The sequence below is a fragment of the Bradyrhizobium sp. 31Argb genome (genome assembly GCF_043638955.1).
Lineage (GTDB): Bacteria > Pseudomonadota > Alphaproteobacteria > Rhizobiales > Xanthobacteraceae > Bradyrhizobium.
On sequence record NZ_JBEGDB010000166.1, the window covers coordinates 1 to 17,450 of the forward strand.

The window sequence follows — 17,450 nt, forward strand, 5'->3', positions numbered from 1 at the left end:
GACACCGATCCGATTCGGTATCGCCGCCCCAATCCTGACGGTCAGTTCTCCGGTAACATCCTTGGTGAGGCAATGCGCACGAGCAAGCTGCTGGGACTGTTTGCCTCCGGCAATATGGATGGCGTCCTGGACCGCAAGTTCCTCAAAGGCGGCAGCGTCGGCAAGTTTCCCGAACAGCCCGACCTGACCGAGCAGGTGCAGGCTGCGCTGAAACTGCTCTCGAAGAACGATGCCGGCTTCTTCCTGATGGTGGAATCGGGGCTGATCGACAAATACGCTCACCTCCTGGACATGGAGCGCGCGGTCTACGACACGATCATGCTCGACAATGCCGTTCGTTTTGCGCGCGATTGGGCGCAGGCCCGCGGCGATGACACTTTGATCCTGGTGGTGGCGGACCACAACCATCCCAACAGTCTTGTCGGCACCATCAATGACGACATGACCAAGACGCCCAACGTCCCGTTCCGCGAACGCGTCGGCGTTTATGACAAGGCGGGATTCCCCAACTATCCGGCTGCCGATGCCGAAGGCTATCCCTCGCGGGTCGATGTCAGCCGGCGGCTCGCGATTTTCTCGGCCAGCCTGCCCGACCATTACGAAACCTTCCGCCCGAAGCTGGACAACCCGAATGATCCGACCGCGAAGGGCGATGAGCCTGGGACGTTCAAAGCCAACGACAAATACAAGGACGTTCCGGGCGCAGTGCTGCGTCCTGGCAATCTGCCGGCGATGATCGGCGCCAGCGTGCATTCGGGAGAGGACGTCATCCTGACCGCAACCGGTCCCGGCAGCGAACGCGTTCATGGTTCGATGGACAACACGGACGTTTTCCGTGTCATCGCCGATGCGCTGGGACTAGCGGCACCGGCGCCGTAGCGTCGCGAGCTCTTGTAGGGTGGGCAAAGCGCAGCGTGCCCACCGTCAACACTCCGCTCGGAATGGTGGGCACGCTACGCTTTGCCCACCCTACGATTCCGTCGATCTATTTCACGCGTAGCGCGTCCAACAGCGAGCGGAAGGCGCGGGCATACTCCGCGCCGGTCTTGGCGATGTCATCGCCGCTTGAGCTGGCAACCGCGGCTTCCGTCACCGCGCCGAGCAACAGCCGCGCCAAGGGCTCGACCGGCTGCCGCGCGATCAGGCCGGCGTCCATCGCCGCTTTCAGGCCGCGTGGAAACTTGCCGCCGAAATGCCTGGCATCGATCTCGCGCCAGCGCTCCCAGCCGAGCACGGCCGGGCCGTCGCGCAGGATGATCTGTCCGGTCGCGCCTTTCGAGCAGGCTGCGAAATAGCCCTGTGTACCTGCTGCCATTGCGGCGAGCGGGTCGTTCTCCGCGCGTGAGATTCGGTCGAGGTCGGCTACGAGCTCAAGCGAGACCTGCTCGAACACTGCTTCGAACAGCGCCTCCTTGGTCGGGAAGTGATGATAGACCGCGCCCTTCGCGACGCGCGCGGCGCCGGCGATATCGTCCATTGTCGTCGCCGCAAAGCCGCGCTCGCCGAAAGTCCGTTTCGCCGCCTTGACGATCGCCGCCCTGGTCCTCTCGCGCCGTTCCGCCTGCGTTGCCATGCGTGTCCAGAGCATCCTGCACCGGGCCAACAGCGAACTCGGCTTTACCTCGCCCCGCGTGCGGGGAGAGGTCGAAATTCAAGCGCAGCTTGAATTTCGGGTGAGGGGGAGTCTCCGCGAGTCCGTCTGTCATCGCATTCGCGGATGGAGCCCCTCACCCCAACCCTCTCCCCGTAAGAACGGAGAGAGGGAGAAGGGGCCGTCGGTCGCTCTAACCTAGAATCATCACCCTTAGCGCAGTTCCACGGCCGAGCCAATTGACTTTCCGACCCATGGTCGGTAAATACCGACCGTCAGTCGGTATGCAGAGGAGAGTAGCAGATGCCTTCGCTCGCCACGCTGCAAGCCTTTGCCGCCACCGTTGAATCCAACGACCATGTCGGCGCCATCCTGAAATTCTATGCGCCGGATGCGCGGACGCAGGAGAATGACGGCGCGCCGCGCATCGGCCGCGATGCGCTGGCCGAACGGGAGCGCGCGGTGCTTGCTTCCGTTGCCGGCGTCAAGACCACCAGGCTCGGACCGCTGCTGCTCGACGGCGACCATTCGGCGATCTGCTGGCGCTTCGAATTCACCGGCAAGGACGGCAGCGTGCGCACCGTGGAGGAAGTCGCCTGGCAAACCTGGCGCGGCGAGCAACTGATCGAGGAGCGCTTCTTCTACGATCCGCATCAGATGAAAAGGTGAAGCGGACATTGCGGCTCACGCATCGGCATGTCACCGCCATGCGCGAAGCCCGCATATAGCCGAACGCACTGAGCACTCGACGAAACAAAAATGGCCGGGATCGCTCCCGGCCATTTGTTCGAAACCGCTCGCCTTAGCGCGGTGGCAGTGACGCGGTGCCGCCGTTGAGCAGCGGGGTGATGCGGCGGATGGTGACGCGCCGGTTGATGCGGCTCGGGCCGTCCGTCTGCTCCTTCAGGTTCTGCTCGCCGTAACCTTGCGAGGTCAGGTTTTCCGCGGGGACCTGGAACTGCTGGGTCAGCAGCTCTGCCGTCGATTCGGCGCGGCGGTCAGAGAGCGAGAGATTGTCCACCTCGTTACCGACAGCGTCGGTGTGGCCCTCGATCAGGAACACCTCCTGCGGATTGCGCTGGAGCGCGCGGATCAAGCCATCGGCGATCACCTGAAGCTTCGCCGCCTGATCCTGGGAAATCTCCCACGATCCCGTGTCGAAGTTGATGGTGTTGACGTCGATGCTCGGCATCAGCATGCGCACGTTCGGGCTGTAGCGGATCTCGTCCAGCGAATAGCGGCGTTCGATCCGGTCGACCGGCGGCGCCACCATGGTGTCGTAAATCACATCCGGCGACGCATCTTCGGCATCGACGATGTAGCGGTTGTAGGGGATACGGACCACCGGCGGTGGCATGTCGACATAGAAGCCGCCGACCGCGCGCGGGTCGCGATAGCTGTTGTCGATGATGACCATCTCGCGGCCGCCCTGGTCACGCCTGATCCGGCGCAGCAACTGGCCATCGCGTCCCACGACCGTGACGATCTGCGAGCCGTCCGGACGGACCACGACCGTGCGGGTCTCGGCGCCGATCGTCTGAGTCTGGACGTCGCGGGCGCCGTAGCGGAAGCGATCGATCTCGCTGTGGCGGATATAGGCCTGGCCGCTCGGGTCGCGGATGATCATACGGCCCGGCTCGGTGATGACGGTGCGGCCGCCCTCCTGGACCTCGCGCCGCTCGGCGCGGAAGTCCTCGATACGCCGCGGCCCAATCGCGACGCCCTCGCGGGAAAACTTGGTGCCGAAGTCGGCCGGAGGCGGCGGCAATGGCGCGGTGACCTGCGGCGCGCGACGGAACGCGGGGGCAACCGTCGGCGGTGCATTCTGTGCGCGGCCGGGCGGCGGCGCGGCATTCGGCGCACCGGGCACGGCAGTGGGAGCCGCGGGCGCGGCGTTCGGCGCCGCGGCGCCGGGTGTGCCGGGTGCAACACCGGGGCGCGCTTGCGGCGTCGCTGGAGCCGCAGGCGGCGTGCCTGCAGCCGGAGGCGGGCTCGCCGGCGCGCCAGCGGCAGGAGGCGTCGTCGTCGCCGCGCCCGGCCGTGCCGGCGAAGGAGTCGGAGACGGACTTCCCGCGGCCGGCGGCGTCGCGGGTGTCGGCGTTGCCGCGGGCGCGGGATGAGGCTGCGTCGGCGTTGCGGTGGGCGCAGCGGCGGGCTGCTTGGCGCCGGCGGGCGGCACTTCCTTTTGCGCACCGCGCGGTGGCGTCGGAGTGGCCGGGGTCGTGGGCGCAGCGGGTGGCGTCGCCGCGGATGGTGGCGCGGGCGGCTGCGTGCGCGCGGGCGGCGCGGCGGTTGGCGGCGTCGGAGTGTGCGGCGCTGCTGCCGGAGGCGGCGTCGGACGCGCCGGCGGAGCAGCAGACGGAGGTGGAGGTGCTGGTCGTTCCGGAGCAGCGGCCGGCGGCGGTGTCGGACGTGCCGGGGCGGCAGCCGGAGGCGTTGGCCGCTCTGGAGCAGCGGCCGGCGGCGGAGTCGGCCGTGCCGGGGCAGCAGCGGGAGGCTGTGGTGTTGGCCGCGTCGGCGCAGCAGCCGGAGGCGGTGGTGTTGGTCGCGCCGGAGCAGCGGCCGGCGGCGCGGACGGATGTGCAGGCGGAGCGGCGCCAGGGGGCGGCTGAGGCGGTGCAGGCTGTTTCGGCGCACCGGCCGGCGGTGCCGCCTTCGGTGGCTGTTTCGGCTTTCCGTCCGGGCCGACCTCCTCCTTCTTCTCCGCTTGTGCCACGACGAGTGGCGCGGTTTGCGCATGCGATGCGAAGCTTATTAGCTGCGTCACCGTCAATGCGGTCGTGGCAAGCAGCACGAGGCGAAGGTTTGTCATGATTGCAGGTCCCGGGAAAGTTCTTGGCAAGGGAGAGGATGGGCGGGGGCCGAATAGCTCGGCGGTCGGATCAACGGTTATTCGTTAGGCCGCAATGTGGCGGGCGACAAAGGGGAAAGGCTTTTTATTTCAGCGCTGCAATGACTTGCAAGCAAACTTGTTCATTGCTCATTCAGACGAGACTTGCAAATCGCGATCTCACCATTGTTCCTTGCGTGGTTCCGCGACATCGGTCGGATTCGGCGGGCGCGGACCGTTCGGCCCGCGAATCGGCACTTCATCAGGCAGCTTGCCGGGCAGTTCGTCAGGCACTGGCGGTTCGCCGGGCTCGCGCGCCGGCGGCGGTACCTCAGGGCGCGGATTGCCCGGCGGAATGCCGGGCGGTGGTTCGCTCGGCGTGCCTGGTGTCGCCGGCGGAATCTCGGGCGGTTCGATCGGCATCTAGCGCGTAACCGTGCCGTTGTTTCCGATCGCAGCGCGCGGATCATCACGCATCATGGTTCGCTCCGTTCCTGTTCCGCAAGAACGACAACGGAACGCATGCAGCGATGTTCCGATGATCCAGGCCCGAAAGTTATTCCGGCGCGTGGCAGACCGCTTCGATGTTGTGGCCGTCGGGATCCAGCACGAACGCGCCGTAATAGTTGGGATGGTAATGCGCGCGGATGCCGGGCGCGCCGTTGTCGCGTCCGCCGGCTGCGATCGCGGCCTTGTAGAACGCATCCACGGTTGCGCGATCCTTTGCCAGGATCGCGACATGCAGCGGCTTCTCTAGCCCGCCTTCGCCGCCGATCCAGAAATCCGGCTTGCCGCCCGCGCCGAAGCCGGCCGCCGCATCACTGCCGTTCTCCTGCGTGACTTCCATGATCAGCGTGTAGTCGAGCGGCGCGAGCGCCTGCCGATAGAACATCAGGGAACGCTGATAGTCGGAAACCGGAAAGCCGATGTGATCGATCATCAAGAAACCCTTCGGCCTATCTGCCGTGATCAAACACCAGGAAGCCGGCCCGCGGGAAGTGCACCACCACCTCGCCGGCGCGGGGGTCGTGCCTGCGGATCGCGATATGCTGCGAAGAAAGGGAAACGATCTCGCCGCTCACTTTGACCTTGCCGTAGTCATCGGGCATCACCTCGACCTGGTCGCCCGGCTTGCGGCGGTTGGGATCATAGGGGTCGGGCAGCACGGTGGTCCGTGGCGCAGCGTTGGCGGCGATTTCGAGTGCGGCGGCGGGTGAGATTTCCTTGCATGGCTTGTGCTCGATGGCGCGAATGCGCGCCTCCCATGATCGCGTTGCAGGGAATTCGAACAGCATCTTGTCGAGGTCGGGAAGGTTGGTGCGCACGTACCAGATATTCATGTAGGCGTTGACGTCGCACAGGCTGGGGGCGTCGCCGCACATCCAGCTATGGCCGTTGCGAAGCTGGGCCTCGATCCATTGCAGGTGGGCACGAAACTGATCGCGCATCTGCGGGATCGCCTTCCGCATGGCGGCAACATCGAACTTGGCGCCGCGCAGCTTTTCGCGGTCGTCGATGAACTCCTGCGGCACGTTGTCAGCCACTGAGCCGAAGATCAGGTTGACGGTGTTCTGGAAGAACGGACGGTCGGTCCACATCGTCGTCGCGGCGGCAAGCCCGTAATACCCGCTCGGGAACAGCGTCGGCTGCGGATAGCGCCGTTCCAGTTCGCGGACGATGCATTGGGTGTCGCAGTAGACATCGGCGCCGATCTGCAGCACCGGGGTCCGCCGGTAGCCTCCCGTCAGCGGCATCAGATCCGGGCGGGGCATGATCCGGGAAATCAGGACCGAGGTCCATGTCATGTTCTTCAGCGCCAGGATCAGGCGGATCTTCTCCGAGAACGGCGATTGAGGAAAATGATGGAGGATGACGGGATAGTCGGGACTCATCGTTCCCTCCCAGATCGTGATCCGACCGGTCGGATCACGATCTATCTCTTTGTTTGAGCATGATCTCCGCGCAAACGCTTTGCGTTTGTCGCGAGGGAAAACCGGTTCCACTTTTCCGGATCATGCTCCAGATTGACGCTGGCAGAAGGCTAACCCCGGACCGGGCCGGTTACAATGGATCGGCGCGCGTCAGGACGACGCCGCGGTCGGCGTTCGTGTTGTCTTGGGACGGGAGACCTTGTGCAGCGCGTGCGAGAGCTGCTCGATCGAATAGGGCTTTTGCAGGAAGTCGAACCCATAGCTGCCCCGCTGCGCCAGCACCTGGCTGTAGCCGCTGGTCAGCACGACCGGCAGGTCAGGGTAGCGGCGGCGGATTTCCTGGGCGAGCTCGACGCCGCTTATGCCGGGCATCGCGACGTCGGTGAACACCACGTCGAAGCGGGCGGCGTCGCCGGGCAGCGCGTCCAGCGCCTGCGTAGCGCTCTCGACCAGGGTTGCGGCGTAGCCGAGCTCGGCGAGCGCGTCGGCCGTAAACCTGCCGACCTCGATATTGTCCTCGACCACCAGCACCGACATGCCGCTGCCGTCGACCGGCGGCGCATCCGCGGCCGCGAATTGCAATGCCGGACCCGTGGCCGCGGCGCGGGGCAGATAGAGCGTGAAGGTAGAGCCCTTGCCGACCTCGCTGACGACGACAATCTCGCCGCCGGACTGCTTGGCGAATCCGAATACCTGCGACAGCCCGAGCCCGGTGCCCTGGCCAATCTGCTTGGTGGTGAAGAACGGCTCGAAGATGCGCCCGAGCTGATCCTGCGGAATGCCGATGCCGATGTCCCCGACCGCCACCGCGACATAGCCGTGTGGCGCCGGCGGATGGCCGTCGACAACGGGCAGTTCGGCGGCGCGACGCACCGCGATCGTCAGCCGGCCGGCGCCATTCATGGCGTCGCGCGCATTGACGGCCATGTTGATGATCGCGGTCTCGAACTGGCCGGCATCGGCGTTGATGAAGCAGGGTTCGTCCGGAAGCCTGGTAACGATCTCGATCCGCGGCCCGACCAGCGTTCCGATCATCTCGCTCAGCACCTGCACGCTCTGGCCGACGTCGAACAGCTCGGGCTTGAGCGTCTGCCGCCGCGCGAAGGCGAGCAGTTGGCCGGTCAGTTTCGAGGCCCGGTTGACCGTCTCTGAAATCGCATCGATGTAGCGCAGCCGCCGCTGCTCCGGCAGGTTCGGCCGCCGCAGCATGTCGATGGAGGCGCGGATCACGGTCAGCAGGTTGTTGAAGTCGTGCGCGACGCCGCCGGTGAGCTGGCCGAGGGCCTCGAGCCGCTGCCCATGCTTCAACGCCTCCTCGGCCTCCTGCCGTCTTTCGGCCTCCTCATGCAGGCGTCGCGTCCGCCGCAGCGCCAGAGCGAGCAGGAGGAACAACAGCGCGGTGGCCGGCACGCCAAAGATCAGGTGCTGGCCGATGGTCGCGAGCCAGCGCGCGCGGATCGCCGAGGTCTCGAGCCCCGCGCTGACATAGATCGGGTATTCGGCGAGCCGCCGATAACCGAGGCGGCGTTCGATGCCGTCGGCCGGCGATGTGACGGTGATCAAGCTGCCGTCTGGAATCGCGGCAAGCTTCTGCCCGACCGGCCCGTCAGGGTCGAGGCGGAACTCGCGGTCGGCCGTCGGATAGCCGGCCAGCATCGCGCCGTCGGTGCGGCCGAGCGCGAAGAAGCTGCCGGGTTCGCGGCCGATCCGCGCGTAGAAATTCTCGAAATACTCGGGCAGAACCGATGCCTGGATCACGCCGGCGAAGTCGCCTGCCTCGGTTGACCGCCGGCGGCTGACGCCGAAGAATGGTGCGCCCCGGTAGGGCGGCCGCGGCGTCAGCACGTCGCCGATATAGGTGCCCACGTCATCAGCGGCATGCGCCCTGAAATACGCTCGGTCCGAGAAATCGATGTCGGGCGCCGGGGCCACCAGGCTGTTGACCAGAGCGTGGCCCCTCGCGTCGAAGACCCAGGCCGATTTCACCTGGGGCAGCGATGCCGTGAGCTGCTTCAGCCGCTCGTGCAGGCTCTCTTCGCGCGAACGGATCGCGGCGTCGGGAAGGCCGCGGATGATTTCCGCGATCTCCGACAGGCTGCGGTCGATGGTCTCGAACACTTTCAGCGCGTGCTCGTGCGCGACATCGAGCGTGCGCTCGATTTCGCGGTCGGCAGCCTGGTTGATTGAATTCCAGGAGATCACCGAAGCAAAAACGAAGAGTGCCAGCGGAAGGGCCAGGGAAGCGGCCATCATCCATTGCAGCAACTTCAGCGAATGGCGTTGTGCGGTCTGCACGGGCACTCCGGTTCGGTCGCAACCTTAACGCAAAATTCGGTTGGGGCGGAAGGGGAGCGGGTGCGGCTTCCTTGCTGCCGTCGCCGGCCAGTTCCGCCCCTCGCATCACCAGCTATCGTGCATTATGGAAAGCGGCAGCGTGCTTCGGAAAGATAAGGATCAGCCGGCCGGGCACACTGGCGTGCCACGCGCCGGACCCGGGCCGAGCTAGAAATGGAGATCGTACATGGCTGAGAGCCGTCCCCCCTTTCCACCTTTCACCCATGAGACTGCCGTGCAGAAAGTGCGAGGCGCGGAAGACGGCTGGAATTCCTGTAATCCGGAAAAGGTGTCGCTTGCCTACAGCCCGGACAGCACCTGGCGAAACCGGTCGGAATTCATCAACGGTCGTGCCGAGATCGTCGCCTTTCTCACGCGGAAATGGGTGAAGGAGCTCGACTACCGCCTGATCAAGGAGCTTTGGGCGTTCACCGACAATCGGATCGCCGTACGTTTCGCCTATGAGTGGCACGACGATTCCGGAAACTGGTTTCGCTCCTACGGAAACGAGAACTGGGAGTTTGCCGCCAACGGGCTGATGCAAAAGCGGTTCGCCTGCATCAACGATCTCCCCATCAAGGAATCCGATCGCAAATACCACTGGGACCGTTCGGGACCTCGTCCCGCAGATCACCCGGGGCTTTCCGACCTCGGGCTTTGAACGTCTCTATTCGGGGTGGCAACACACGATCCATAGCGCGCGTCGATGATCTATCGATGCGCGGGAGTGCCTATTGATTAGGCGTTGCGACAACAGATCCTTGACATCGTCGAGTTGTTCGCCCGCGGTTCACGGCTAGTTGGTCGGTTCTTACAACCGCAACTGTTCTCCCGAACGATTGAAATCACGCTGTAGCAAGCCGCGCCGATTCTGGCCGCTCCATATCGGAAGGAGGTCAGCCGATGAAACCAACGGCAATCGAAGCTTTGGAGAGCAATCATGCGTGAGATGATCGGAGCAGTGCTTCTGGCGGCGTTACTCTCTGGTCGCACGGCCACGGCCGAGACGGTGGGATTGGCGAAACCATCGCCCTCTGCCGTCTCGTCAGGCATGTCCGATGCCTCATCACGGACGCTAGGTCTGCCGTGGCCTGCGCCGGTCGGCCATCGTCAGCCCCACGCGAAGGACGTGCTGTCGCAGAATCCGAACGAGCTCGAGCGCATCAGCGAAGAGGATCGTGCTGTCGATCGCAAGCTCACGATCTGCCACGGCTGTTGAGTTTCGTGCCCCAGCGTTTGTGGTCCCGTGCGTCCTGGCCGGTGTGGACGCACGGGACAACATTTCGAATGTAACCCATCTCTGATTCGTTGAAACGATCCTGTAGCTCCGCAACGTCATTGAAGCCGGCAACCACATCAATCCTCTTCCGCCACGACGTGCTTCGTCCGTCTGCCCGCAGATCGCGGATAAATCATATGACATGCGTGATTTCGGATCGGCCGATGCGACCAGATCCGATTTTGGCGTGACAAAAGGCGCGCCGAATGGACCTCAACTCTCTCCAAACCTTTGTCGCTGTCGTGCGGGCTGGCGGATTTGCCGCGGCCGCACGTCAGACCAACACACCGCGCTCGTCCGTCAGTTTGCGCATCAGAACGTTGGAAAGAACACTCGGCGTCCGCCTCTTCAAGCGTTCGACTCGCGCTTTTTCGCTCACAACAGAAGGCGCCGAACTATACGGACGCTCTGCGGAGGCTCTGGCCTCTCTCGCCGGCGCGCTCGACGGCCTGGGCAAGGCAGGCGCCTCCTATGTCGGTGGAATCCGTCTGACGGCGCCGGCCGACTTTCCGCCCGGTATCATCGCCGCCGCCGTTTCCGAATTCCGTGAAGCGCATCCCGCCGTGCGGTTCGAGGTGCTGCTCACGAACGACGTGCTCGACCTCATCTCCGAGAACATCGATGTCGCCCTTCGCATTGGCGCTTCCAATCCGCAGGAAGCGCTCGTCAAGGGCGTTCTCGACATGGAGTTCGGCCTTTATGCCAGTGCCGAATATCTGCGCAGGAACGGCGAGCCAGCCAACATACACGCGGTGAGCACGCTGATTGGTCCCGAACGGCCCGAGCTGCGCCGCCTGCTGTCCCGCGCTCTCAAGAACGGGGTTGAGTTCCCGCAGTTTCAGCTCGCGGTGGACAGTTTCGCTTTGGTGCGTGAATTTGTCTTGCTGCATCAAGGCGTCGGGCTGCTGCCGCAATCGCTATGCCGAGCCGAGCTTGCATCGAGAGCCGTTGTGCCCGTGCTGCCGAACCTGTTCTCGGGCTCGACCCGGCTGCATCTCACCTTTCCTTCGCGCGCCGACCTCAATCCCAAGGTCAACGCGTTCGCGCAAGTCCTGGCGCGCCATCTGGAGGCTGCGTCGGCCGGACGGTGACGCGCTCGATTGGCCAGTATCCTGGCCGCTCTGTCCGGATCGGTGGGGCTACTCACGGCGCGCGCAGTCGCCACATGCGGTTTGTCAGACAGCAACCTTGCTCAGGACGCGAACATGCAAGCCGACATCACTACGGAATTCGAAACGACAGAATTCGCCGGGATCACCGCAGGGATCATCAACCCCTATCCGAGTCCCTTCACGATCCTCGACATGACGATCAAGCCCGGCGCCGGCGCACCCGCGCACATCTCCGCTACCGAAGACAAGCTCTTTATCGTGATCGCAGGCCAACTGAAGTACCTCATCGGTGACCGCACCGCCGTGGCAGGGCCGGGCGCACGGGTCCTGGTCCCGAGAGGTACGGTCCACGGCTTCACCAATGTCGGGGACGCCGACGCGCGACATATTCTGGTGTCCACGCCGCGCCGCCACGAAGAGTTTTTCCGCGACCTGCACGACATTCCAAATCCCCGGGAGGAGCATATGGATCTCTTGCCCGGCATCGCGGCACGCCACGATCAGGCGATCGTCGGACCTCTTCCTTAAGTTCTCTGCGCTCGGCCTGCGCCTGATGGCCGCAGGCGCAGGCCGGTTTTCACTATCGGTTTTCTACCGAAGTTGGAAAACAGATGGGCAGCAAGATCGGCGAATTGACCGTAGCCGCCCAGCTTCGCGGCGTGGAAGCCGCGGCAAAGCCTTGACGGCCCGGCGTTCGGCGGCGGCCAGCTTCCATGGTCGTCCGTCGAATGCTTACAGCCTTTTCGGTGGCGCTAGTCTGGCTTGCCACCGCAGAGTTCTACAACTAAGCTACTAAGATACCGGGCGTCAGAACGGCGCCCCTGTATTTTACGGAGGGCTTCGCTATGGCAGGTATCTTCCGGGACGCTAATCTCCAAGAGAAAGTACTGGATTTTTCTTATCAGAACGATGCCCTCGCACAGTTGATCGTCGAGGCGTGGACCGATCCAGATTTTGAAAAGTGGTTGACGACGCGGCAGTCGGACGGCACCTCGCCAAACGCCAAAGCGTCGCTTCAGGCCCGGGGTATATTTCTGGCGAACCCCATCGTGTTCACGGAAGAAGAGTATAATAGCGGCTGTCACAACCCGGACCCTGATGGGACTGGAGTCATTTTCGTGGTGCCGGACCGATCGCGGGTCGACAAGCCTCCGCTTCACCTGTCTCTTCTCGAGACGGCCCGCTTGCTGATGGCCATTACGCCAAACGGAATCTAGCGCGGTCGAGACTGGGCCTGAGTTGTGTTTTTAGCGAGTTTCGCGCGCACCGTGCGGGAAACGGTGCGCGCGCGACCGCTCGGATATGGAGGTGCGGAATGGCGCCCCTGGTCACGGAGTGGGTCAACGTTAGCGGCAATATTTCGATCATCGCGCGCGAGTCGGGAGAGGTCTGGTTTCATCTCCCGGGCGGCACAAAGGAATACACAGATCCGTTTGCGACGCCGATGACGGGCGTCGGCGCCAGGGGCAGCACGATCGGGCTGCTCGACGGCGCGATCAATCTCGGATTTTCCAGAATTGAAGGGCGCCTCGCCAGCCCGGCGCCGACGCTCGTCGGCTACATCGTCGCCATCGTGGGCGCCTACCACACGTCTGTCCACACGCCGCGAAATCTCCAGCGCGCCGCCAGGCGATTCAACGAACTGGGGAGGCCGGAAGTGGCAGCCTATCTCGAAGAACGCGCGCGCGAGGAGACCGGTCACGACCGGCTCGCGCTCAAGGATCTTCGCGCGCTGGGCCTGCCCGCCGAGCGACTGGTCGCCAACTTCATCCCCGAGGGCATCAAGCCGCTCTGCGAGCGGTTCGATGAGCTCTGCGTCGAGGACTACCCGATCGGCTGCATCGGCTATTCCTATTGTCTGGAACGCATCGCCGCGCTCAAGCAGAGGACCGATATCGAGAAAGTGCAGGCACTATGCCCTGACGGCATCGATGCGACCCGCTTTCTCCGAAGTCACAGTTGCCTTGGGAGCGAGGTTGCCCACGTGGAAGAGACGATCGAGTTTGTCGCGTCCCTTCCCCCGAGCGATCGCATCAGGGTCGTCCAGGAGACGTATGAATCGGCATTGATCATGGCGGAGGGATATAATCACGAGCTGCTCAAATCCGAGGCGGAGATGCTCGACGAGCTTCAGCAGGCGGTCGGAGAGGCGCTTCCGTATCCTCTGAGTAGAGCCTTCGTACAGTAGGAGGCGCGGTGCTCGGCCCTCGGCGTGAGCAGAACGGCACGACAGTCGTCGCAGTCTGGCGTGCCTCGAGCGACAAGAGACGAGGGCCTCTGCAATGGCGAGGACAACGACCGAGGTTCGCGACTGGCTGTGTGGACACGGCCTGGGCCAGTACGCCCAAACCTTCGCAGACAACAATATCGAATACTCCGTCCTTCCGGATCTGACCGAGAATGATCTCAGGAAGCTTGGCGTTATTTCCTTAGGTCATCGCAAGAAGCTGCTGAAGGCCATCGAAGCATTGACGGCAGCGAAGTTCGGCGTGGCGTCCATCCCGGTCGCGCCGCAGCGCGAGGCCGAATTCCGTCAGATCACGGTGATGTTCAGTGATCTGGTCGGGTCCACGCAGCTTTCGGAGGCGCTGGATCCGGAGGATCTGCAAAAACTCATTGACGCGTATCGGGGGGAATGCAGCACCGCGATCCGGCGCTACGGAGGCGAGGTCGCGCGCTACTTCGGCGACGGCGCGATGGCGTTCTTCGGTTGGCCCTATGCGCATGAGGATGACGCCGTTCGTGCCACTCATGCGGCACTGGAGATCGTTTCCAGAGTTACGAAGATTGCGGGGCCGGTTACCCTGACGTGCCGGGTGGGTGTCTGCTCCGGCCCCGTTGTGGTCGGCGAAACCGGAGACAGTGGCACGTGGTCGATGGACGCGGTAGGAGAGACGCCGAATATCGCCGCGCGTCTGCAGACTCTCGCCGCTGCCAACACGGTGGTCGTTTCGGAATCGACCAGACGGCTTGTATCAGCTGCGTTTGATTTTCAGGACCTCGGTCTCCAGGAGCTCAAAGGTGTAACTGAATCCGTTCACGTCTATCGCGTGCTCTCGGCAAAGCACACCACGAGCCGCTTCGAGGCGGCGCATGCGGGTTCTCTTACGCCGCTGATCGGGCGCTCGAGCGAGCTCAGCCTGCTGCTCGACAGGTGGCAGAAAGCCAAGGAGGGCGACGGCCAGGTCATATTTCTTTCGGGAATTCCCGGAGTCGGGAAATCGAGGCTTCTCCACGAACTGAAATCGCGTGTCGAGGATGAGCCGCACATCCTGCTTCACCATCAGTGCTCGCCCTATCACAGTCAGAGCGCGTTCTTTCCTGTGATCGAGCAGATCGAACAGGCCGCCCAACTGACGGCACGCGAGCCCGATGCGGACAAGCTTGCGAAGCTCAAGGTCTACCTTCCGCGCCCGATTGACGGCTTGGCGGAGCCGGTCGCCCTGATCGCAAAACTGTTGTCGATCCCGCAGGAAGATGACCTCGAACTGTCAGGACTTACGCCGCGGCAAGTGAAAAACAGGACGATCTCTACGCTTGTCGACATCCTGTTGGCATTTTCCGCTCAACGCCCGACGCTCTGCATCTTCGAGGACGCGCATTGGCTTGACGCGTCGACCCTTGAGCTGCTCGAACTGGTCACCAGCCGCATCGACCGCGCCCGCGTGCTGCTTATCGTATCCTGTCGGCCCGAATTTCGCCCCGCGTGGATCACTCATGCGAACACCACCCTGCACTCGCTCACGCGGCTGTCGCACAGCGAGGTCAGGGCGATGATCCGGGAGCTCCTGAGCGGCGCGAGCATGCCCCAGCCGTTGCTCGACCAGATCATCGAAAAGGCCGATGGCGTCCCGCTATTCATCGAGGAACTGACAAACAGCACGTTGAGCGCCCCTTTGCGAAGCCGAGGCGCCGTCGAGCGCAAGGCGCAGCCGGCCTTGCTCCGCGTTCCGGACACGCTAAGCGACGCCTTGATGGAACGGCTCGACCGGGTCGCACCAAGCCGCCGGCTTGCGCAGATCGCGGCCGTGATCGGACGGGAATTCTCCTATGACCTCTTGTCGGCTGCATCGCAGGTTGACGAGGAGGATATGCTGTCGGCGCTCTCATTGCTCGAACGCGCCGATATCATTTACCGGGTCGACGTTTCGCCGTTCGTCCGTTTCGCCTTCAAGCACGTCCTGCTGCGCGATGCGATCTACGACTCCCTGCTCAAGAGCAAGCGGCTGCAGTTTCACGCCGACATCGCGACGATCCTGGAGCATGATTTCCCGGAGCTTGCCGAAAATCAGCCCGAGGTTCTCGCCTATCACCATCAGGAGGCAGGCAATCATCCACTTGCCATTCGCTGCTGGTTCAAGTCCGGGCAACGCGCGCTAGCGCATTCGGCCAATGTCGAGGCCATCGCCAATTTTCGAAAGGCCCTTCAGCTTCTGAGCGCCCTGCCGGACACGCTCGAGCGGACCAGGCAGGAGACCGACATTCAACTGGCGTTGGGCATACCGCTCATCGCGGTGCAGGGCTACGCCTCCGCCGATACCCGCGAAGCTTTTTCGCAGGCGCGGGCCCTCTGCCTGCGGCTCGGCAACATTCCCGAATATTTCCAGGCGCTGTTCGGGTTGTGGGGGAATGCCTGGATGTCCGGCAAGAATGATGAAGCGCTCGGCATGGCCGATGAGTTCATGTCGCGGGCTCAGGCGTTGCCGGACGCCGTGCCGCGAATGGTCGCCCACAGAATGATGGGCAGCACGCTATTGACGATCGGGGACTTTCGATCGTCGGTGGACCATTTCGAGGAGTCGATCAAGCTTTCGATGAACAAGGGAAGGCCGCCGCTATACCATCTCTATATGGTCGAGCCGCAGGCGGCGTCGCTGCTGCTGCTGTCCTGGGATTTGTGGTTCCTCGGCTATCCCGACCAGGCGCTCGCGCGCGTCTCGGAGGCGCTTGCCTTGGCGCGGGATCTTCGCCACCCCTACACCATAGCGTTCGCGCATTACATGACCTCGGTCGTGCACCTGTTGCGCGGGGAGGCCGATCTCGCCTTCGAGAACGCCGAGAAGAGCTTTGAGGTGTCGCGGGAGCAGCGGTTTTCGCTCTATGCGATCCTGTCGCGAATTTCGCGCGGCCGGGCCGTCGGCGACCTCGGCCGGATCGAAGAGGCCCGCGGCGAGATCGCCCGCGGGCTCGACGAGGCCCGGCAGAACAACGTCGGCTTCATGCTGCCGATGATGGAGAGCTGGCTTGCGGAGATGCACGCCAAGGCAGGAGAAAATGAGTACGCGCTATGGATCGTCGAGCAGACCCTGACCAATCTCGATGACGTGACAGGCAGGTCATGGGAATCGGAATTGCATCGGCAGAAAGCGCAGCTTCTTCTGGCGCTCGACCCGTCGAACATTTCGGACGCCGAATCTTGCCTGAAGAAGTCGATCGACGTGGCCTGCGGTCAAAGCGCCAAATCCCTGGAGCTGCGCGCCTCGATGGACCTGGCCGAACTCTGGCGCAGGCAAGGAAGGCTCGAGGCGGCGCGCGCGCTATTGGAGCCAATCTGCCGCTGGTTCGATGAGGGGGCCGAGACCGCCGACCTCAGGCGGGCGCGCGACGCTCAAGCCGCGGCGCTCTGATCCTCACCTGCGGCGGTCGCGGCCGCACTCATCCGCGGTCACGGCAAGGTGCTGACGCACCGGCAACTGCTTCTGGACATTTGGGGGCCGGGCTATGCCGAGCGCGCTCACTACATCCGCATCTACATGGCCCAGCTTCGCCAGAAGCTCGGGGACGATCCCTCGCAACCGGCCTATCTGATCACGGAGTTGCGGGTCGGCTACCGCCTTTCCGGGCTGGAGATCCGAGAGGATAGCTAGACGTGGGGAATGGAGGATTTGTAGGATACTGATTGCACCGATGTCGCGCCCCATTGAGGGGAGCAAGGCAAAATGGCAAGGGAGAGGAACAGATCGACTTTCACGGTAGGGGCTTCTTGGCGGTATGTTCGGTTCTCTTGTCCTGCTCGCGCATGGCATCATCTATTTCATTCTCATGGGGAGCATTTTCAGAGCAAGGCAGAGCATTGGAGTTGGCGTTTTTTTCTGCCTCCTCGGCACGATGCACTTCCTCGAGACCTATTTGGCGGCCACCTTCTTCATCGAACTGCCCTTCGGTCTGATCTCGCCAGGGTCCACCGTGATGTTCGCGGGCAAGCTCTGCTTTTTCCTGCTGCTTTACATCAAGGAAGACGCCGAGGTGATGCGGCAGCCGATCTACGGCCTCCTGAGCGGCAACATTCTGATGATCGCACTAGGCCGTGTGGACTCTTGGGATTCTCAAATCAGATTGAACGTGATTCAAGGCTTTCTTTTAGGAGGAAGCC

The 17,450-nt window shown here is 63.5% G+C and carries 17 protein-coding genes and 1 pseudogene; 12 read left to right on the plus strand and 6 right to left on the minus strand.

What is annotated here, in order from left to right:
- Positions 1-879 (plus strand): alkaline phosphatase (locus AAFX91_RS26765; RefSeq protein WP_394568647.1); only part of this gene is annotated, 879 nt, incomplete at its 5' end.
- 106 nt (positions 880-985) lie between these two features.
- On the opposite strand, the gene AAFX91_RS26770 is transcribed toward AAFX91_RS26765, so the two are convergent.
- Positions 986-1,573 carry a TetR/AcrR family transcriptional regulator gene (locus tag AAFX91_RS26770; protein ID WP_394568648.1) on the minus strand — a complete coding sequence of 196 codons (588 nt, stop codon included), beginning with the start codon at positions 1,571-1,573 and terminating at the stop codon, positions 986-988.
- A 321-nt stretch (positions 1,574-1,894) separates the two neighbouring features.
- Between AAFX91_RS26770 and AAFX91_RS26775 the strand changes: the two genes are divergently transcribed.
- Positions 1,895-2,260 (plus strand): nuclear transport factor 2 family protein, encoded by a 366-nt coding sequence (locus tag AAFX91_RS26775; RefSeq protein ID WP_130584350.1) that lies wholly within the window; start codon positions 1,895-1,897, stop codon positions 2,258-2,260.
- 133 nt (positions 2,261-2,393) lie between these two features.
- Here the strand turns inward: AAFX91_RS26775 and AAFX91_RS26780 are convergent, their stop codons facing one another.
- Positions 2,394-3,770, minus strand: coding sequence for an OmpA family protein (locus AAFX91_RS26780; RefSeq protein WP_394568649.1), 1,377 nt, complete (start codon positions 3,768-3,770; stop codon positions 2,394-2,396).
- 113 nt (positions 3,771-3,883) lie between these two features.
- Here AAFX91_RS26780 and AAFX91_RS26785 point away from each other — a divergent pair, with 113 nt between their 5' ends.
- Positions 3,884-4,405, plus strand: coding sequence for a hypothetical protein (locus tag AAFX91_RS26785; RefSeq protein WP_394568650.1), 522 nt, complete (start codon positions 3,884-3,886; stop codon positions 4,403-4,405).
- A gap of 196 nt (positions 4,406-4,601) precedes the next feature.
- Here the strand turns inward: AAFX91_RS26785 and AAFX91_RS26790 are convergent, their stop codons facing one another.
- The 4 genes from AAFX91_RS26790 to AAFX91_RS26805 form a co-directional block, all read right to left on the minus strand.
- Positions 4,602-4,844: a hypothetical protein gene (locus AAFX91_RS26790; RefSeq protein ID WP_130584291.1), complete on the minus strand. Its 243-nt coding sequence runs from the start codon at positions 4,842-4,844 to the stop codon at positions 4,602-4,604.
- A gap of 133 nt (positions 4,845-4,977) precedes the next feature.
- Entirely contained in the window at positions 4,978-5,361 is a 384-nt protein-coding gene (locus AAFX91_RS26795; protein WP_130584292.1) for a VOC family protein, read from the minus strand.
- Between the two features lie 16 nt (positions 5,362-5,377).
- Positions 5,378-6,313, minus strand: coding sequence for a glutathione S-transferase family protein (locus tag AAFX91_RS26800; protein ID WP_130584293.1), 936 nt, complete (start codon positions 6,311-6,313; stop codon positions 5,378-5,380).
- A gap of 189 nt (positions 6,314-6,502) precedes the next feature.
- Positions 6,503-8,647 (minus strand): hybrid sensor histidine kinase/response regulator, encoded by a 2,145-nt coding sequence (locus AAFX91_RS26805; RefSeq protein WP_130583747.1) that lies wholly within the window; start codon positions 8,645-8,647, stop codon positions 6,503-6,505.
- Between the two features lie 226 nt (positions 8,648-8,873).
- Between AAFX91_RS26805 and AAFX91_RS26810 the strand changes: the two genes are divergently transcribed.
- The 9 genes and pseudogenes from AAFX91_RS26810 to AAFX91_RS26850 form a co-directional block, all read left to right on the plus strand.
- Complete coding sequence (locus tag AAFX91_RS26810) at positions 8,874-9,347, plus strand: nuclear transport factor 2 family protein (protein ID WP_282531218.1); 474 nt, start codon at positions 8,874-8,876, stop codon at positions 9,345-9,347.
- A gap of 279 nt (positions 9,348-9,626) precedes the next feature.
- Positions 9,627-9,905: a hypothetical protein gene (locus AAFX91_RS26815; RefSeq protein ID WP_394568651.1), complete on the plus strand. Its 279-nt coding sequence runs from the start codon at positions 9,627-9,629 to the stop codon at positions 9,903-9,905.
- A gap of 266 nt (positions 9,906-10,171) precedes the next feature.
- Positions 10,172-11,056, plus strand: a complete 885-nt coding sequence (locus AAFX91_RS26820) for a LysR family transcriptional regulator (protein WP_130583750.1) — start codon at positions 10,172-10,174, stop codon at positions 11,054-11,056.
- Between the two features lie 114 nt (positions 11,057-11,170).
- Positions 11,171-11,605, plus strand: coding sequence for a cupin domain-containing protein (locus AAFX91_RS26825; RefSeq protein WP_130583751.1), 435 nt, complete (start codon positions 11,171-11,173; stop codon positions 11,603-11,605).
- A 317-nt stretch (positions 11,606-11,922) separates the two neighbouring features.
- The gene (locus tag AAFX91_RS26830; RefSeq protein WP_130583752.1) at positions 11,923-12,294 is read left to right on the plus strand and encodes a hypothetical protein; all 372 of its coding nucleotides are present in this window, start codon (positions 11,923-11,925) and stop codon (positions 12,292-12,294) included.
- A 98-nt stretch (positions 12,295-12,392) separates the two neighbouring features.
- Positions 12,393-13,265, plus strand: a complete 873-nt coding sequence (locus tag AAFX91_RS26835; RefSeq protein ID WP_394568652.1) for a hypothetical protein — start codon at positions 12,393-12,395, stop codon at positions 13,263-13,265.
- 94 nt (positions 13,266-13,359) lie between these two features.
- The gene (locus AAFX91_RS26840; protein WP_394568653.1) at positions 13,360-16,704 is read left to right on the plus strand and encodes an adenylate/guanylate cyclase domain-containing protein; all 3,345 of its coding nucleotides are present in this window, start codon (positions 13,360-13,362) and stop codon (positions 16,702-16,704) included.
- Positions 16,705-16,734: 30 nt separating this feature from the next.
- Complete coding sequence (locus AAFX91_RS26845) at positions 16,735-16,944, plus strand: winged helix-turn-helix domain-containing protein (protein ID WP_394568654.1); 210 nt, start codon at positions 16,735-16,737, stop codon at positions 16,942-16,944.
- A gap of 124 nt (positions 16,945-17,068) precedes the next feature.
- Positions 17,069-17,450, plus strand: a pseudogene (locus tag AAFX91_RS26850) (hypothetical protein); the annotation flags it as partial.